The organism is Sporomusa sp. 246TCP1 (assembly GCF_057319775.1).
Genome location: NZ_CM170492.1, coordinates 2,307,785 through 2,326,240, shown reverse-complemented (window position 1 = coordinate 2,326,240; position 18,456 = coordinate 2,307,785). Strand labels below are relative to the sequence as shown.

General features: G+C 45.5%; 4 protein-coding genes. All 4 read left to right on the top strand.

All coding sequences use genetic code 11. The annotated features are described in order from the left end of the window. Positions 1 to 100 precede the first annotated feature (100 nt). The 4 genes from fabD to AC1ECB_RS11165 all read left to right on the top strand — a co-directional run bounded on the left by fabD (position 101) and on the right by AC1ECB_RS11165 (position 18,375). Positions 101 to 952, top strand: coding sequence for an ACP S-malonyltransferase (gene fabD, locus AC1ECB_RS11180; protein WP_485668761.1), 852 nt, complete (start codon positions 101 to 103; stop codon positions 950 to 952). A 151-nt stretch (positions 953 to 1,103) separates the two neighbouring features. Beyond that, positions 1,104 to 5,726 carry a type I polyketide synthase gene (locus tag AC1ECB_RS11175; RefSeq protein WP_485668760.1) on the top strand — a complete coding sequence of 1,541 codons (4,623 nt, stop codon included), beginning with the start codon at positions 1,104 to 1,106 and terminating at the stop codon, positions 5,724 to 5,726. Next, positions 5,687 to 10,276, top strand: coding sequence for a type I polyketide synthase (locus AC1ECB_RS11170; RefSeq protein ID WP_485669323.1), 4,590 nt, complete (start codon positions 5,687 to 5,689; stop codon positions 10,274 to 10,276). Before AC1ECB_RS11175 ends, AC1ECB_RS11170 begins: the two co-directional genes overlap by 40 nt. Beyond that, positions 10,237 to 18,375: an SDR family NAD(P)-dependent oxidoreductase gene (locus AC1ECB_RS11165; RefSeq protein ID WP_485669322.1), complete on the top strand. Its 8,139-nt coding sequence runs from the start codon at positions 10,237 to 10,239 to the stop codon at positions 18,373 to 18,375. Before AC1ECB_RS11170 ends, AC1ECB_RS11165 begins: the two co-directional genes overlap by 40 nt. Positions 18,376 to 18,456 lie beyond the last annotated feature (81 nt).

The following is an 18,456-nucleotide window of genomic DNA, read 5'->3' as shown; positions in this document are numbered from 1 at the left end:
ATCAAATATTTGATATAAATGTAAATATAACTAATGCTTAACAATTCAATAACAATGTATGTTAGTACACTGACTATTAAAAAAAGGGGGCTAGGAAGACATGATTACCTATATTTTTCCCGGTCAGGGTTCACAAACAAAAGGAATGGGTGGAACACTTTTTGAAGAGTTCAAACAATTAACGATGCAGGCAGATGGGGTTTTAGGCTATTCCATTAAAGAACTTTGTCTGGAAGACCCGCAATCAAAATTAAGTCAGACCCAATATACACAGCCAGCTTTATACGTAGTCAATGCGCTAAGTTATTTGCAAAAAATCCAGGAAACAGGGAAGAAACCTGATTTTGTAGCAGGTCACAGTTTGGGAGAATACAATGCATTATTTGCGGCAGGAGCGTTTGATTTTGAAACTGGATTAAGAGTGGTAAAAAAAAGAGGGGAACTCATGAGCCAGGCTACAGGGGGAGGCATGGCCGCAGTTATCGGGCTGGATGAAGAACAAATAACAGCTGTTTTACATCAATTGCAAAATATTGAAATTGCTAATTATAATTCACCATCGCAAATCGTAATTTCAGGTTTAAAAACTGATATCGATCAAGCGAAGGTAGTCTTTGAGAGAATTAAGGCAGTCCAGATGTTCATTCCTTTAAAAACCAGCGGAGCTTTTCATTCCCGGTATATGACAGAAGCTAAAAATAAGTTTGCTGTTTTCCTGGATAACTTTAAGTTTTCCGAATTGGCAATTACAGTAATTTCGAATGTTTACGCCCGGCCATATAAACAATCAGCAATTAAACAGACCTTAATTGAACAGCTTACAAGTCCAGTCAAATGGAATGAAAGCATTAAGAATCTACTGAGCCTTGGGGAAATGGAATTTGAGGAAATCGGACCAGGCAGAGTTTTAACTGGTTTAGTTCAACGAATAAAAAGGGAATCGGATCTTTAAGCGTTATCAGCAGTGAATAAAAAAGCAGTGAATAAAAAACCGTATGACTTGCAACAGGAAATAAATAAAAGTCCTACGTTAATTTCCTTGATACACATAACAGCTCAAGTTTCCGAGAAACTACAAATTTCTTAAGGGAGGAATTGAAGTTATGTCAGATAAAAAGTTTCAACCGGAGAATGAAAGGTATCAAGAAGGGAACGAATGCAAGTATTATCAACAACAGGTAACTGATATAGCCATTATCGGTATGTCATGCCGGTTTCCCGGAGCCAATAATTATGAACAATTCTGGAATAACCTTAAACAGGGACGCTCAAGTATTCAGGAAATTCCTAAAGAACGCTGGGATTGTAAAGCTTTTGGGGGAGATCCTCAAAGTGAAATAAATAAGAGTATTAGTAAATGGGGAGGATTTATTGCCGATGTGGATGCTTTTGACGCTGGATTTTTCAACCTTTCTCCCCGGGAAGCCGAAGTAATGGATCCCCAGCAGCGGATTATGCTGGAACTTGCCTGGGATTGTTTAGAGGATGCAGGGATTTGCTCTTCTCAGGTATCAGGGGAAAAAGTTGGCGTTTACATTGGGGTTTTTAATTTTGACTATAAAGAATTACAAGAAAGAAAATTCCGCAAAATAGATACTTATCATTCTACAGGGACTGCTTCGCCAGTAATCGCTAACCGTATTTCCTATTATTTGAATTTAAAAGGACCAAGTATTGCGCTGGATACTGCTTGTTCCGGTTCTCTTAGCGCCATCCATACAGCTGTTCAGTCTTTGCACTCCGGAGAGTGCAGTATGGCATTGGCGGGGGGAGTTAGCATATTATTGACGCCAACCCGTTATATCTCATTTTCAAAAACCGGTATGTTATCGCCTACAGGGTCATGTAAAACCTTTGACGAAAGTGCTGACGGCTATGTACGCGGTGAAGGTGCAGGTATGATTTTGCTTAAGCCTTTAGATCAAGCTATCGCGGATGGGGATTCTATTTATGGCATTTTGAAGGGAAGTGCTGTTAATCATAACGGAAAAACCCATACCTTAACCTATCCTAGTGCTGACGCCCAGGCAGATGTGATTGCCGCAGCACATAAACAAGCAAGGGTTTCACCTGAGAGTATCAGTTATATTGAGGCTCACGGAACTGGTACTCCCAAAGGTGACCCCATTGAGTTTCAAGGATTGCAACAAGCATTTTCTCGCCTTACTTCGCAGCAGGGACAAACAGTAAAGAAAAATTATTGCGGTTTGGGGTCTGTAAAAACCAATATAGGTCATTTGGAAGCTGCGGCCGGAATTGCCGGGGTAATCAAAGTGTTATTGTCCATGAAATACCGACAGTTACCCGGGCTTCAAAATTTCAAACGGCTAAATCACCGCATTGAAAGTGAAAACAGCCCGTTTTATTTTATAGATCAGTTAACAGATTGGCCTCTCTTAGCAGATGAAAACAATGGATATTTTCCCCGGCGAGCAGGCGTAAGTTCTTTTGGATTTGGTGGTACGAATGCACATGTGGTTCTGGAAGAAGCACAAGTTACTGCCAGGTATCCCAGTCCTGAACTTCCTTATTATTTAATTTGTTTATCCGCCAAAACAGAGACGGCATTGCGGCAGAAAGAAAAAGACCTGCTGCATTGGCTGGAGGACAAGAAACAAGAAAATAAACTCATCGATATTAGTGCGACCTTGCTTTTGGGCAGAGAGCATTTTGATAAAAGGTCTGCTTTTGTGATAAAAGATATACAAGAGCTCCAGGAAATATTAAAGCGAGTTCTGGAAAAAGAAAAAGCGGCAGAATATTTTACACAAAACATCCTGGAAAAAGATCCCAAAACACAACCTCTTTTTGCAGAGTTAGGTAAGACGATTATCAAAGAATTGCAAGCAAATGACTTGCTGGATAAGCAGGAATATGGCAATAAACTCATGGCTTTGGCTGAATTGTATGTCAAGGGACATAATCTCAATTGGAAGATGATTTTTCCTGATGACAAAATATATCGAATCAATCTTCCGACTTATCCGTTTGCCAGAGAGCGTTTTTGGATATCCGACACCGACACTGAGGTGTTCACCAGTACTATAACTGGCTTTGGCACACTGGCTTTGGCCCATCCGTTATTGCAGCAAAACACATCCGATTTTTCCGAACAACGCTTTAGTTCGACCTTCACAGGGCAGGAGTTTTTTTTGGCCGATCATATTGTGAAGGGCCGGAAGATGTTACCTGCCGTGACCTATCTTGAAATGGCCCGGGTGGCAGTAGAACAGGCTTCAGGAGATTGGAAAGCGGGCCAAACTGTAATCAGGCTCAAAAATATAGTCTGGGCCCGGCCAATTGCTGTGGAGGATCAGCCGGTTCAGGTGCATATCGGGCTATTTCCTGAGGATAACGGACTAATATCTTTTGAAATATATAGCGAAGAGAACCAGGCAGAGCCGGTAGTACACAGCCAGGGCAGCGCCGTGCTGAGCAAGGCGGCAGCGCTTCCAGCCCTAAACCTCGAAGAGCTGCAAGCCCAGTGCAGCCGGGCAACACTTTCAGCCCTGCAATGTTATGATACTTTCCGGGCTATGGGGTTCGCCTATGGTCCGGGGCACCAGGGGATTGAGAAAATATATTTGGGCGCAGATCAGGTATTGGCGCAGCTGTCCCTGCCTTCTTCAGTTGCCGCTACACAACAGCAATTTGTTTTGCATCCCAGTTTGCTGGATGCGGCCCTGCAGGCATCGCTGGGATTACTGCCGGGTGCTGATACTATACAGGATACAAGTTCCCTCAAGCTGCCGCTGCCCTTTGCCCTGCAGGAACTTGTCATTCTGGGCAATTGTACAGCAAAAATGTGGGCTTGGATTCGTTATAGTGAATCCGGTAAAGTTGAAGCTAAACTGCCGAAATTCGATATTGACCTGTGTGACGGGCAAGGAAATATCTGTGTGCGAATGACCGGGTTTTCATCAAGGGTTCTGGAAGGGGAATTAGGTTCGGCAGGATCGCAGTCGCAGTCCGTTCCCGGGACATTAATGCTCCGGCCATGCTGGCAAGAGCAAGGCCCTGCCGGACAAACTGCAGGCCTTGAATATGACCGGCAGCTGGTTATGCTTTGTGAACCAGGCGATATTATCCGGGAAAGCATTCAAACGCAACTAGCGGGGGTACGCTTTCTCATCGTAGAATCAAAGGAGCAAGGCATAGCCAAGCGGTTCCAGGCCTATACAACAAAAGCATTTGAAGAAATCCAAACCATCCTCAAACAAAAAACCAAGGATAAAGTGTTGTTTCAGATCGTTGTTTTCAACCAGGGCGAACAGCGGCTTTTTTCAGGACTCTCCGGACTTTTGAAAACAGCGCAGCTTGAAAATCCCAGACTGACTGGACAGTTGATTGAGGTGGAACCGGGAGAATCGGCAGCAGGGCTGGCAGAAAAGCTGAAAGAGAATAGACAAAGTCCTGTTGGCAGTCACATTTGCTATCAAGATGATAAACGTTATGTTGCCGGTTGGCGTGAAATTGAACTTTCCCCGGAAGAAGTAAGAATTCCGTGGAAAGACAAGGGTATCTATATGATCACCGGCGGCACTGGCGGTCTGGGACTTCTATTTGCCAGAGAAATCGCGCAGCAGGTTAAGAGTGCGACATTGATTCTTACTGGGCGTTCTCCGCTTACTGACGGTAAGCAAGCCCAATTAGAAGAACTGGAAGCCTTGGGTGCCTGTGCTGTATACAGACAAACCGATGTGACCCAAAAGCAGGCAGTTACCGACTTAATTACAGGTATCCAGGAAGAATTCGGCGGCCTTCACGGGATTATCCATAGTGCGGGTATGATCCAGGATGGATTCATTATTAGGAAAACCAGCGACGAATTGCAGGAAGTCCTGGCTCCAAAGGTTACAGGGCTTGTAAACCTGGATCAGGCAACAAAAGAGTTGGCACTTGACTTCTTTATTCTCTTTTCTTCTGTGACCGGAGCTTTTGGCAATCCAGGCCAGTGCGACTACGCAGTTGCCAATGCTTTCATGGATGCTTACGCCAAGTATCGTACTACCTTGGTTGCTTCAGGCCAGCGGCAGGGACAAACCCTGTCTGTCAACTGGCCGCTGTGGAAAGATGGTGGGATGAAAGTTGACGCCGAAACCGAAAAGCTAATGTGGCAAAACACAGGTCTGATTGCCATGCAGACCCAAGTCGGCATTAGGGCTCTGTATCAGGGCCTGCTCGCCGGCAAGGAGCAAATGATGGTGCTGGAAGGCGATCTTGCACAGATTCAGGACAAACTCTTAGGGCAATCATCCACAGAAACCGTAAAAGTACCGGTTTCCATCGACGAAAATCAAATAATGCCAGTCATTGCCCAGGATTTGCTCCAGGAAAAAGCCATGCATTATTTCAAGAAAATGCTTTCTTCGGTCATCAAACTATCAACTGATCGTATTGATGCAGATGCTTTGCTGGAAAAGTACGGAATCGATTCGATCATGGTTATGCAATTGACAGCTCAACTAGAAAAAACATTTGGTTCACTGTCAAAAACATTATTTTTTGAATATAAAACTATCCGGGAATTAACCGGATATTTCATGGAAGCTTACCGGGATCAACTGATAACATTACTGGGAAGCAAGGGAAAAGCAGTAGCTGCTGTCTCAGATATCCAAGACCATATCCCTGTGCCCGGGACTAAAGAAGCTGTCCTTGCCAGTCGCAGACGTTCCCGTTTTGCATCCTTGCGTATAGAATCCAGGGAAGAAAAAAACCATTAGATATTGCCATTATTGGTGTTGCAGGCCGGTATCCGCAAGCGAGAGATATCCATGAATTTTGGAAGAATCTGCGGGAAGGCAAGGATTGTATTACTGAAATTCCCAAAGACCGTTGGGATCATAGCTTGTACTTTGATGAAGACAGAAATAAGCCTGGAAAAACCTACAGCAAGTGGGGAGGGTTTATCGATGGCGAGGATCAATTTGATCCGCTGTTCTTTACTATTTCACCCCGCGAAGCAGAAATTATGGATCCTCAGGAGCGTTTATTTTTAGAGTGTGTCTATGAAACCTTAGAGGACGCAGGCTATACAAGAGAAGCGCTTGGACGGATTCAGGGCTCTGGTTTGGAAGGCAATGTAGGGGTTTTTGTGGGAGTGATGTACGAAGAGTACCAGCTATATGGAGCCCAGGAACAGATTCAGGGCAGATCGGTCGCTGTTTGGGGCAATCCATCATCAGTAGCCAACCGTGTATCTTATTTTTGTAATTTCCATGGACCCAGCATGGCTGTGGACACCATGTGTTCTTCCTCCTTAACCGCAATCCATCTGGCCTGTCAAAGCCTGCAACTGGGCAAATGCGAGTGTGCAATAGCCGGTGGTGTCAATGTTTCCATTCACCCTAACAAATACCTATTTCTCGGTCAGAGTAAGTTTGTATCCAGTAAAGGGCGGTGTGAAAGCTTTGGTGAAGGCGGCGACGGTTATGTGCCCGGAGAAGGCGTAGGGGCGGTACTGCTCAAACCGCTGTCGAAAGCCATTGCCGATGGCGATCACATTTATGGCATCATCAAAGCGACCTCTATCAATCATGGAGGAAAGACCAACGGGTATACAGTGCCAAACCCCAACGCACAAGCCAGTGTTATTGGACAAGCTTTTAAGGAAGCCGGGGTTGACCCCCGGACGATCAGTTATCTGGAAGCCCATGGCACCGGGACTTTCCTGGGTGATCCGATTGAAATCGCGGGCTTGACGAAAGCGTTTGAAGAATATACTAAAGATAAACAGTTCTGTGCAATCGGATCGGCCAAATCGAATATTGGGCATTGTGAAAGTGCGGCAGGAATTGCCGGAGTAACGAAAGTATTGCTGCAACTAAAATATCACCAATTAGTGCCTTCCCTGCATTCTGAGGTATTGAATCCCCATATTGATTTCAGCAATACCCCCTTCATAGTCCAGCAGAAACTTGCGGATTGGAACCAGCCGGTGATTAATAGCAATGGCGAAATCAGGGAATGTTCAAGGATGGCCGGAATATCATCCTTTGGTGCCGGAGGAGCAAATGCCCATATCGTGATCGAAGAATATATTCCCAAACTCTTAGAAAGGCCTCAAACGATGGTTACCCCCGAAAATCCGGCAATTATCATGCTCTCGGCAAAGAGTAAGGAGCAGCTGCAAGAGCAGGTGCAACGCTTGCTGAGCGCAATTGAGGCGCAGCAAATTACCGACAACAGTCTGGCCGATATGGCCTATACGCTTCAGGTAGGACGCGAGGCTATGGAAGAACGTCTAGCGGTGATTGTTTGCTCGATCACAGAACTTGAAGAAAAATTAAATGATTTTCTGGAAGGTAAGGCTGATATAGAAGACTTGTACCAGGGGCAGATCAAACACAATAACGAGACGGTATCCATTTTTACTGTGGATGAAGAATTGTCGGAAGCCGTTGATAAATGGATTAGCCGCAAGAAGTATGGGAAATTTCTAGAACTGTGGGTCAAAGGGTTACGGTTTGATTGCAACAAGCTTTATGGCGACAAAAAGCCCCGGCGCATCAGTTTGCCAACCTATCCCTTCACCAGAGAACGGTACTGGATTCCTGAGGTTGACACCAGGGCTGATCACAGCATAGCGGCAGCTACAGCGATAGCTACTGCAGACTCTATTCATCCCCTGTTGCACCAAAATACATCCAACTTATATGAACAGCGTTTTACATCTACCTTCACCGGCAGGGAATTTTTCCTGGCCGATCATATCATAAAAGGCAAACCGGTTTTGCCTGGTGTGGCCTGCCTTGAGATGGCCCGCACCGCAGTGGAACAGGCGGCAGGAGATCCGGAGGACGACCAAACCGGAATCAGGCTCAAAAATATAGTCTGGGCCCGGCCAATTGCTGTGGAGGATCAGCCGGTTCAGGTGCATATCGGGCTATTTCCTGAGGATAACGGACTAATATCTTTTGAAATATATAGCGAAGAGAACCAGGCAGAGCCGGTAGTACACAGCCAGGGCAGCGCCGTGCTGAGCAAGGCGGCAGCGCTTCCAGCCCTAAACCTCGAAGAGCTGCAAGCCCAGTGCAGCCGGGCAACACTTTCAGCCCTGCAATGTTATGATACTTTCCGGGCTATGGGGTTCGCCTATGGTCCGGGGCACCAGGGGATTGAGAAAATATATTTGGGCGCAGATCAGGTATTGGCGCAGCTGTCCCTGCCTTCTTCAGTTGCCGCTACACAACAGCAATTTGTTTTGCATCCCAGTTTGCTGGATGCGGCCCTGCAGGCATCGCTGGGATTACTGCCGGGTGCTGATACTATACAGGATACAAGTTCCCTCAAGCTGCCGCTGCCCTTTGCCCTGCAGGAACTTGTCATTCTGGGCAATTGTACAGCAAAAATGTGGGCTTGGATTCGTTATAGTGAATCCGGTAAAGTTGAAGCTAAACTGCCGAAATTCGATATTGACCTGTGTGACGGGCAAGGAAATATCTGTGTGCGAATGACCGGGTTTTCATCAAGGGTTCTGGAAGGGGAATTAGGTTCGGCAGGATCGCAGTCGCAGTCCGTTCCCGGGACATTAATGCTCCGGCCATGCTGGCAAGAGCAAGGCCCTGCCGGACAAGCTGCAGGCCTTGAATATGACCGGCAGCTGGTTATGCTTTGTGAACCAGGCGATATTATCCGGGAAAGCATTCAAACGCAACTAGCGGGGGTACGCTTTCTCATCGTAGAATCAAAGGAGCAAGGCATAGCCAAGCGGTTCCAGGCCTATACAACAAAAGCATTTGAAGAAATCCAAACCATCCTCAAACAAAAAACCAAGGATAAAGTGTTGTTTCAGATCGTTGTTTTCAACCAGGGCGAACAGCGGCTTTTTTCAGGACTCTCCGGACTTTTGAAAACAGCGCAGCTTGAAAATCCCAGACTGACTGGACAGTTGATTGAGGTGGAACCGGGAGAATCGGCAGCAGGGCTGGCAGAAAAGCTGAAAGAGAATAGACAAAGTCCTGTTGGCAGTCACATTTGCTATCAAGATGATAAACGTTATGTTGCCGGTTGGCGTGAAATTGAACCTTCCCCGGAAGAAGTAAGAATTCCGTGGAAAGACAAGGGTATCTATATGATCACCGGCGGCACTGGCGGTCTGGGACTTCTATTTGCCAGAGAAATCGCGCAGCAGGTTAAGAGTGCGACATTGATTCTTACTGGGCGTTCTCCGCTTACTGACGGTAAGCAAGCCCAATTAGAAGAACTGGAAGCCTTGGGTGCCTGTGCTGTATACAGACAAACCGATGTGACCCAAAAGCAGGCAGTTACCGACTTAATTACAGGTATCCAGGAAGAATTCGGCGGCCTTCACGGGATTATCCATAGTGCGGGTATGATCCAGGATGGATTCATTATTAGGAAAACCAGCGACGAATTGCAGGAAGTCCTGGCTCCAAAGGTTACAGGGCTTGTAAACCTGGATCAGGCAACAAAAGAGTTGGCACTTGACTTCTTTATTCTCTTTTCTTCTGTGACCGGAGCTTTTGGCAATCCAGGCCAGTGCGACTACGCAGTTGCCAATGCTTTCATGGATGCTTACGCCAAGTATCGTACTACCTTGGTTGCTTCAGGCCAGCGGCAGGGACAAACCCTGTCTGTCAACTGGCCGCTGTGGAAAGATGGTGGGATGAAAGTTGACGCCGAAACCGAAAAGCTAATGTGGCAAAACACAGGTCTGATTGCCATGCAGACCCAAGTCGGCATTAGGGCTCTGTATCAGGGCCTGCTCGCCGGCAAGGAGCAAATGATGGTGCTGGAAGGCGATCTTGCACAGATTCAGGACAAACTCTTAGGGCAATCATCCACAGAAACCGTAAAAGTACCGGTTTCCATCGACGAAAATCAAATAATGCCAGTCATTGCCCAGGATTTGCTCCAGGAAAAAGCCATGCATTATTTCAAGAAAATGCTTTCTTCGGTCATCAAACTATCAACTGATCGTATTGATGCAGATGCTTTGCTGGAAAAGTACGGAATCGATTCGATCATGGTTATGCAATTGACAGCTCAACTAGAAAAAACATTTGGTTCACTGTCAAAAACATTATTTTTTGAATATAAAACTATCCGGGAATTAACCGGATATTTCATGGAAGCTTACCGGGATCAACTGATAACATTACTGGGAAGCAAGGGAAAAGCAGTAGCTGCTGTCTCAGATATCCAAGACCATATCCCTGTGCCCGGGACTAAAGAAGCTGTCCTTGCCAGTCGCAGACGTTCCCGTTTTGCATCCTTGCGTATAGAATCCAGGGAAGAAAAAAACCATTAGATATTGCCATTATTGGTGTTGCAGGCCGGTATCCGCAAGCGAGAGATATCCATGAATTTTGGAAGAATCTGCGGGAAGGCAAGGATTGTATTACTGAAATTCCCAAAGACCGTTGGGATCATAGCTTGTACTTTGATGAAGACAGAAATAAGCCTGGAAAAACCTACAGCAAGTGGGGAGGGTTTATCGATGGCGAGGATCAATTTGATCCGCTGTTCTTTACTATTTCACCCCGCGAAGCAGAAATTATGGATCCTCAGGAGCGTTTATTTTTAGAGTGTGTCTATGAAACCTTAGAGGACGCAGGCTATACAAGAGAAGCGCTTGGACGGATTCAGGGCTCTGGTTTGGAAGGCAATGTAGGGGTTTTTGTGGGAGTGATGTACGAAGAGTACCAGCTATATGGAGCCCAGGAACAGATTCAGGGCAGATCGGTCGCTGTTTGGGGCAATCCATCATCAGTAGCCAACCGTGTATCTTATTTTTGTAATTTCCATGGACCCAGCATGGCTGTGGACACCATGTGTTCTTCCTCCTTAACCGCAATCCATCTGGCCTGTCAAAGCCTGCAACTGGGCAAATGCGAGTGTGCAATAGCCGGTGGTGTCAATGTTTCCATTCACCCTAACAAATACCTATTTCTCGGTCAGAGTAAGTTTGTATCCAGTAAAGGGCGGTGTGAAAGCTTTGGTGAAGGCGGCGACGGTTATGTGCCCGGAGAAGGCGTAGGGGCGGTACTGCTCAAACCGCTGTCGAAAGCCATTGCCGATGGCGATCACATTTATGGCATCATCAAAGCGACCTCTATCAATCATGGAGGAAAGACCAACGGGTATACAGTGCCAAACCCCAACGCACAAGCCAGTGTTATTGGACAAGCTTTTAAGGAAGCCGGGGTTGACCCCCGGACGATCAGTTATCTGGAAGCCCATGGCACCGGGACTTTCCTGGGTGATCCGATTGAAATCGCGGGCTTGACGAAAGCGTTTGAAGAATATACTAAAGATAAACAGTTCTGTGCAATCGGATCGGCCAAATCGAATATTGGGCATTGTGAAAGTGCGGCAGGAATTGCCGGAGTAACGAAAGTATTGCTGCAACTAAAATATCACCAATTAGTGCCTTCCCTACATTCTGAGGTATTGAATCCCCATATTGATTTCAGCAATACCCCCTTCATAGTCCAGCAGAAACTTGCGGATTGGAACCAGCCGGTGATTAATAGCAATGGCGAAATCAGGGAATGTTCAAGGATGGCCGGAATATCATCCTTTGGTGCCGGAGGAGCAAATGCCCATATCGTGATCGAAGAATATATTCCCAAACTCTTAGAAAGGCCTCAAACGATGGTTACCCCCGAAAATCCGGCAATTATCATGCTCTCGGCAAAGAGTAAGGAGCAGCTGCAAGAGCAGGTGCAACGCTTGCTGAGCGCAATTGAGGCGCAGCAAATTACCGACAACAGTCTGGCCGATATGGCCTATACGCTTCAGGTAGGACGCGAGGCTATGGAAGAACGTCTAGCGGTGATTGTTTGCTCGATCACAGAACTTGAAGAAAAATTAAATGATTTTCTGGAAGGTAAGGCTGATATAGAAGACTTGTACCAGGGGCAGATCAAACACAATAACGAGACGGTATCCATTTTTACTGTGGATGAAGAATTGTCGGAAGCCGTTGATAAATGGATTAGCCGCAAGAAGTATGGGAAATTTCTAGAACTGTGGGTCAAAGGGTTACGGTTTGATTGCAACAAGCTTTATGGCGACAAAAAGCCCCGGCGCATCAGTTTGCCAACCTATCCTTTCACCAGAGAACGGTACTGGATTCCTGAGGTTGACACCAGGGCTGATCACAGCATAGCGACAGCTACTGCAGACTCTATTCATCCCTTGTTGCACCAAAATACATCCAACTTATATGAACAGCGTTTTACATCTACCTTCACCGGCAGGGAATTTTTCCTGGCCGATCATATCATAAAAGGCAAACCGGTTTTGCCTGGTGTGGCCTGCCTTGAGATGGCCCGCACCGCAGTGGAACAGGCGGCAGGAGATCCGGAGGACGGCCAAACCGGAATCAGGCTCAAAAATATAGTCTGGGCCCGGCCAATTGCTGTGGAGGATCAGCCGGTTCAGGTGCATATCGGGCTATTTCCTGAGGATAACGGACTAATATCTTTTGAAATATATAGCGAAGAGAACCAGGCAGAGCCGGTAGTACACAGCCAGGGCAGCGCCGTGCTGAGCAAGGCGGCAGCGCTTCCAGCCCTAAACCTCGAAGAGCTGCAAGCCCAGTGCAGCCGGGCAACACTTTCAGCCCTGCAATGTTATGATACTTTCCGGGCTATGGGGTTCGCCTATGGTCCGGGGCACCAGGGGATTGAGAAAATATATTTGGGCGCAGATCAGGTATTGGCGCAGCTGTCCCTGCCTTCTTCAGTTGCCGCTACACAACAGCAATTTGTTTTGCATCCCAGTTTGCTGGATGCGGCCCTGCAGGCATCGCTGGGATTACTGCCGGGTGCTGATACTATACAGGATACAAGTTCCCTCAAGCTGCCGCTGCCCTTTGCCCTGCAGGAACTTGTCATTCTGGGCAATTGTACAGCAAAAATGTGGGCTTGGATTCGTTATAGTGAATCCGGTAAAGTTGCAGCTAAGCTGCCGAAATTCGATATTGACCTGTGTGACGGGCAAGGAAATATCTGTGTGCGAATGACCGGGTTTTCATCAAGGGTTCTGGAAGGGGAATTAGGTTCGGCAGGATCGCAGTCGCAGTCCGTTCCCGGGACATTAATGCTCCGGCCATGCTGGCAAGAGCAAGGCCCTGCCGGACAAGCTGCAGGCCTTGAATATGACCGGCAGCTGGTTATGCTTTGTGAACCAGGCGATATTATCCGGGAAAGCATTCAAACGCAACTAGCGGGGGTACGCTTTCTCACCGTAGAATCAAAGGAGCAAGGCATAGCCAAGCGGTTCCAGGCCTATACAACAAAAGCATTTGAAGAAATCCAAACCATCCTCAAACAAAAAACCAAGGATAAAGTGTTGTTTCAGATCGTTGTTTTCAACCAGGGCGAACAGCGGCTTTTTTCAGGACTCTCCGGACTTTTGAAAACAGCGCAGCTTGAAAATCCCAGACTGACTGGACAGTTGATTGAGGTGGAACCGGGAGAATCGGCAGCAGGGCTGGCAGAAAAGCTGAAAGAGAATAGACAAAGTCCTGTTGGCAGCCACATTTGCTATCAAGATGATAAACGTTATGTTGCCGGTTGGTGTGAAATTGAACCTTCTCCGGAAGAAGTAAGAATTCCGTGGAAAGACAAGGGTATCTATATGATCACCGGCGGCACTGGCGGTCTGGGACTTCTATTTGCCAGAGAAATCGCGCAGCAGGTTAAGAGTGCGACATTGATTCTTACTGGGCGTTCTCCGCTTACTGACGGTAAGCAAGCCCAATTAGAAGAACTGGAAGCCTTGGGTGCCTGTGCTGTATACAGACAAACCGATGTGACCCAAAAGCAGGCAGTTACCGACTTAATTACAGGTATCCAGGAAGAATTCGGCGGCCTTCACGGGATTATCCATAGTGCGGGTATGATCCAGGATGGATTCATTATTAGGAAAACCAGCGACGAATTGCAGGAAGTCCTGGCTCCAAAGGTTACAGGGCTTGTAAACCTGGATCAGGCAACAAAAGAGTTGGCGCTTGACTTCTTTATTCTCTTTTCTTCTGTGACCGGAGCTTTTGGCAATCCAGGCCAGTGCGACTACGCAGTTGCCAATGCTTTCATGGATGCTTACGCCAAGTATCGTACTACCTTGGTCGCTTCAGGCCAACGGCAGGGACAAACCCTGTCTGTCAACTGGCCGCTGTGGAAAGATGGTGGGATGAGAGTTGACGTCAAAATTGAAAACACTATGCGGCAAAACATGGGGTTAGTTGCCATGAAGACTACAACTGGTATCAGAGCCTTGTACCAGGGCATTGCCTTAGGCTTTGAGCAAATGGTCATTATGGAAGGTGACCGCAAACGGCTTCATGAAGTTTTCTTGGGGCAATTAATCAATACTGAGACAACGCAAACGCCTGGTGTGAAACAAAATAAAGTGGTTACGGCAGGTGAGCAAAATTTGCTTGGGGAAAAAGTTGCAGATTTTCTTAAGCAACTGTTTTCTTCCATTATTAAGTTGCCGCCGCATCGAATTGAAGAGGATGCTCCGCTGGAAAAATACGGTATAGATTCGGTCATGATTATGCAATTAACCAATCAATTAGAAAAAAGATTTGGGTCATTGCCGAAAACACTATTTTTTGAATACCAGAACATCCAGGAATTAAGTGAGTATTTCTTGCAATCATACCGGGAGCAACTCCTCCAATTATTTGCGATAGAGGATAAAGTTGCAGCAACTATTGAGAATCCCGGCTGCTTTGCAGCTAGGACAAAACCTGTAAAACCATCCTTTGGCAGTCGTAAACGATCCAGATTTATTTCTCTTAGAACACAAGCTCAGGAGAAAAAAGAAATAGGTCCCTTAGATATCGCCATCATTGGTGTTTCAGGCCGCTATCCTCAGGCGGACAATATGCAGGAATTTTGGAGAAATATGCGTGATGGCCGGGATTGTATCACGGAAATACCCCCTTCGAGATGGGATTACCATCAATATTATACCCGTAATAAAGATATAGCAGGAACCATGTATTCTAAGTGGGGAGGTTTCTTAGCTGATATCGATAAGTTCGATCCGTTGCTCTTTAATATTGCCCCCCTGGATGCCCATCAGATTGATCCTCAGGAAAGACTTTTCATGGAGATTGTATGGGAGACTATGGAGGACGCCGGTTATACCAAGAACCGCTTGCGAAAACACGCCAATGTGGGAGTGTTTGCAGGGGTTATGTGGAGCGAATATCAGCTTTTGGGGGATGGACACAGGGAAAATGGTGTACTGCCAACTCAATCCTTTGCCTCGATTGCTAATCGTATTTCCTATTTTTATAACTTTAATGGCCCGAGTATAGCTTTAGATACCATGTGTTCCTCCTCGTTGACAGCTATTTATTTAGCCTGCAATAGCATCTGTCACGGCGATTGTGAAATGGCCGTTGCGGGTGGGGTCAGCCTTTCCTTACATCCCAATAAATATCTGCAGTTGTGTCGGAACAGATTTTTGTCCAGTGACGGTCGTTGCCGTAGTTTTGGCGAAGGCGGGGATGGATATGTACCCGGTGAGGGTGTGGGGGCTGTCCTGTTGAAACCGTTGCAAAAAGCTATTGCTGATCAAGATCAGATTTACGCAGTAATTAAAGATATTTCCATAAACCATGGTGGAAAAACTAACGGCTATACTGTCCCTAATTTAAATGCGCAAGCTGACCTGATAGTAGAATCTCTGCACAAAGCGCAAGTGGACCCGCGTACTATCACTTATATTGAAGCACATGGAACAGGTACTTCACTTGGTGATCCTATTGAAATAAATGGGTTAACTAAGGCTTATCATAAATTTACTCAAGATAAGCAGTACTGTGCGGTCGGATCTGTGAAATCTAATATTGGACATTTAGAAGCAGCTGCAGGGATGGCAGGGCTGACCAAAGTATTACTGCAGTTAAAACATAAGCAAATCGTGCCTTCATTGCATTCAGAGAAGCTTAATTCGAATATTGAATTTGATAATTCACCCTTCTATGTACAGCAAAAGTTGACGGAATGGACTCCCATAACAGAAAACAAAAATGGCATTTTTCAAACTCTTCCCCGAAGAGCGGCTATTAGTTCTTTTGGAGCTGGCGGGGCAAATGCGCATATGATCCTTGAAGAGTACCAAAGTATAACAAAATCACAGGAATGTGAGCGTGTTTCTCCTCAAATTATGTTGCTTTCAGCACGGACTAAGGCTTGTTTGTATGAGTATGCCAAGCGGTTGCGTGATTTTTGCAGCAATTCCCGTGCAGCTCATACAGATAATACTGTTATTGCAGATATCGCGTATACTCTGCAGATTGGTCGGGAACCTATGGAAGAAAGAATGGCTATCGTTGGCGAGACATGGAAGGATTTTATTGACGGATTAACAAAATTTATTAATCCCCAGGAGACGGCCGCTGATCTTAATACCATCTTCTATGGCTGTACAGTTGGATTGCTGCCAGTATTGAGCAAGGAACAATCCCGGGAGAAGGTAAATGTGTTAATCCGGCAACGTGATATGGAGAAATTGGCCGCTTTATGGGTTGAAGGAGTTTCAGTACCATGGGAAAAGCTTGATCACGGAAATATAATTTCGTTGCCAACCTATCCATTTGAACAGAAGTCGTACTGGATTTCGGCAAAAGATAATCATTCAGCGTCAGGCGGGGAACCTGTTACTACAGGAAATCAACTGAATAATCAAGCCGGGAATCTAGCGCGAAACGAAATGGAAGAGATAGAAGAGATAAAGGAGGCTGGAAGTAACTCGAATGCTACGATGAACTCATTCGATGACGAAAATTCTTTGCAGCAGGTAATAATTGACCAATACCGCCAGGGTGAAGAAGAACAATCTGCTGCCGGATTTAACGAAGTTCAAGACTTGCTTAAACAGATTGTTGCACAAGAGTTAGGCTTAGAACCAGAAGAATTGAACCCGGAAGTTGATTTTGAGGTATATGGTCTTGATTCTTTCGCCCGAATTAAAATCATTAATGATCTGCAAAAGGAATTTGGCGACATAGTTGATATAGAGGTTATTTTTGATCAAAATACAGTTAATAAATTGGCCGGGTATATTAATGGGAAAGTTAACCAGCACCGGCCTGCCGCAGCAGAAACAATGATTAGTAACAACAGGGATGCAGCACGGCAAAACAGTAAAATTAAAAAACTGACTTTGACAGCAAAGCAACCATCCCGGTTACCGGCTGACTCACTAGAACTTAAGACAAAAAAAATATTATTAACTGGTGTTACCGGTGTTTTGGGAGGGAGACTGGTCTGGGAATATCTGAATCATAGCGATAGTAAGCTGTATTGCTTGCTAAGGGCGGAAAATATTGTGCAAGCAAAGCAAAGGATTCAAGCTATGCTAGAGGTTCATGATCCGGATCATGAACTATTATCCGAATTTGACCGCCGTGTAATTCCCGTCTTAGGGGACATAACTCAGCCTTCTTTGAAAATGCCGCCTGAATTATATCAAGAATTAGCAGCAACAATTGATATGGTTGTCCATTGTGCCGGAAAAACCAGTCTTCATGGATTATATAATGAAGTAAAGGATGTGAATGTTGCTGGAACTCAAAATATGGTTAACTTTGCTTTGAAAACTCCACAGAAATATTTTATTCATATCTCTACCATCTATGGGATTATGGGTGATCACCAGTTTAAAGAAGGTGAAGTCTTTACCGAAAACGATTTTGATTTTGGCCAGCAATTTAACAAACTTGGCTATTCCCAATCTAAGTTTGAAGCAGAAAAAATCATTCGTTCCACCAAAGATTTAAAATGGATAATAATGCGGTCTGGTTACATTATGGGAGATAGCAAGAAGGGATATTATCCCTTTAATCTGACCAATACTCCTGGTATATTCTATGATTTTTTAAAAACGGCAATTGAGTTGGGAATGGCTATAGATAATCCCTGGCATTTTGATATAACGCCTATTGATTATGTGAGCCGGAGCATAGTATGGCTTAGTATGTCTGTAAAGAACATCTATCAAACCTATCACTTATCAAATCCGGATTATAAGACTTATAAAGATATTATGGCGATGATTGATAAAGTGGGTTATCCTATCAGGTTTGTCAGCGCCGGGGAATATATGAACAACTTGCATAGTGAAAATAATGGTTACCGTTCGATATCAACTGAACTAATTATGTTTAATCCCTCAATGGTACAAAAATCACATGTCGATACTACCTATACCAGAAAAGTGCTGGCACAGGGCGGTATAATTTGCCCTGAAATCAATGAAGAGTTAATCGCGGTTTATTTAGATTACTGCAGCAAGGTTGGTTATCTCAAAAATAGTAGTAGCAACAATAGTTTTTGGAACTGGCAGTTCCAGAAACTTAATATTGCCGGAGGTATGTAACAGCAAGGCTGGGTTTTAGTAAGTGAACTTGTTTCAGCATAGCTGAAACATCGGCTGGTTCAGGTGGGAGTCTACCCCACC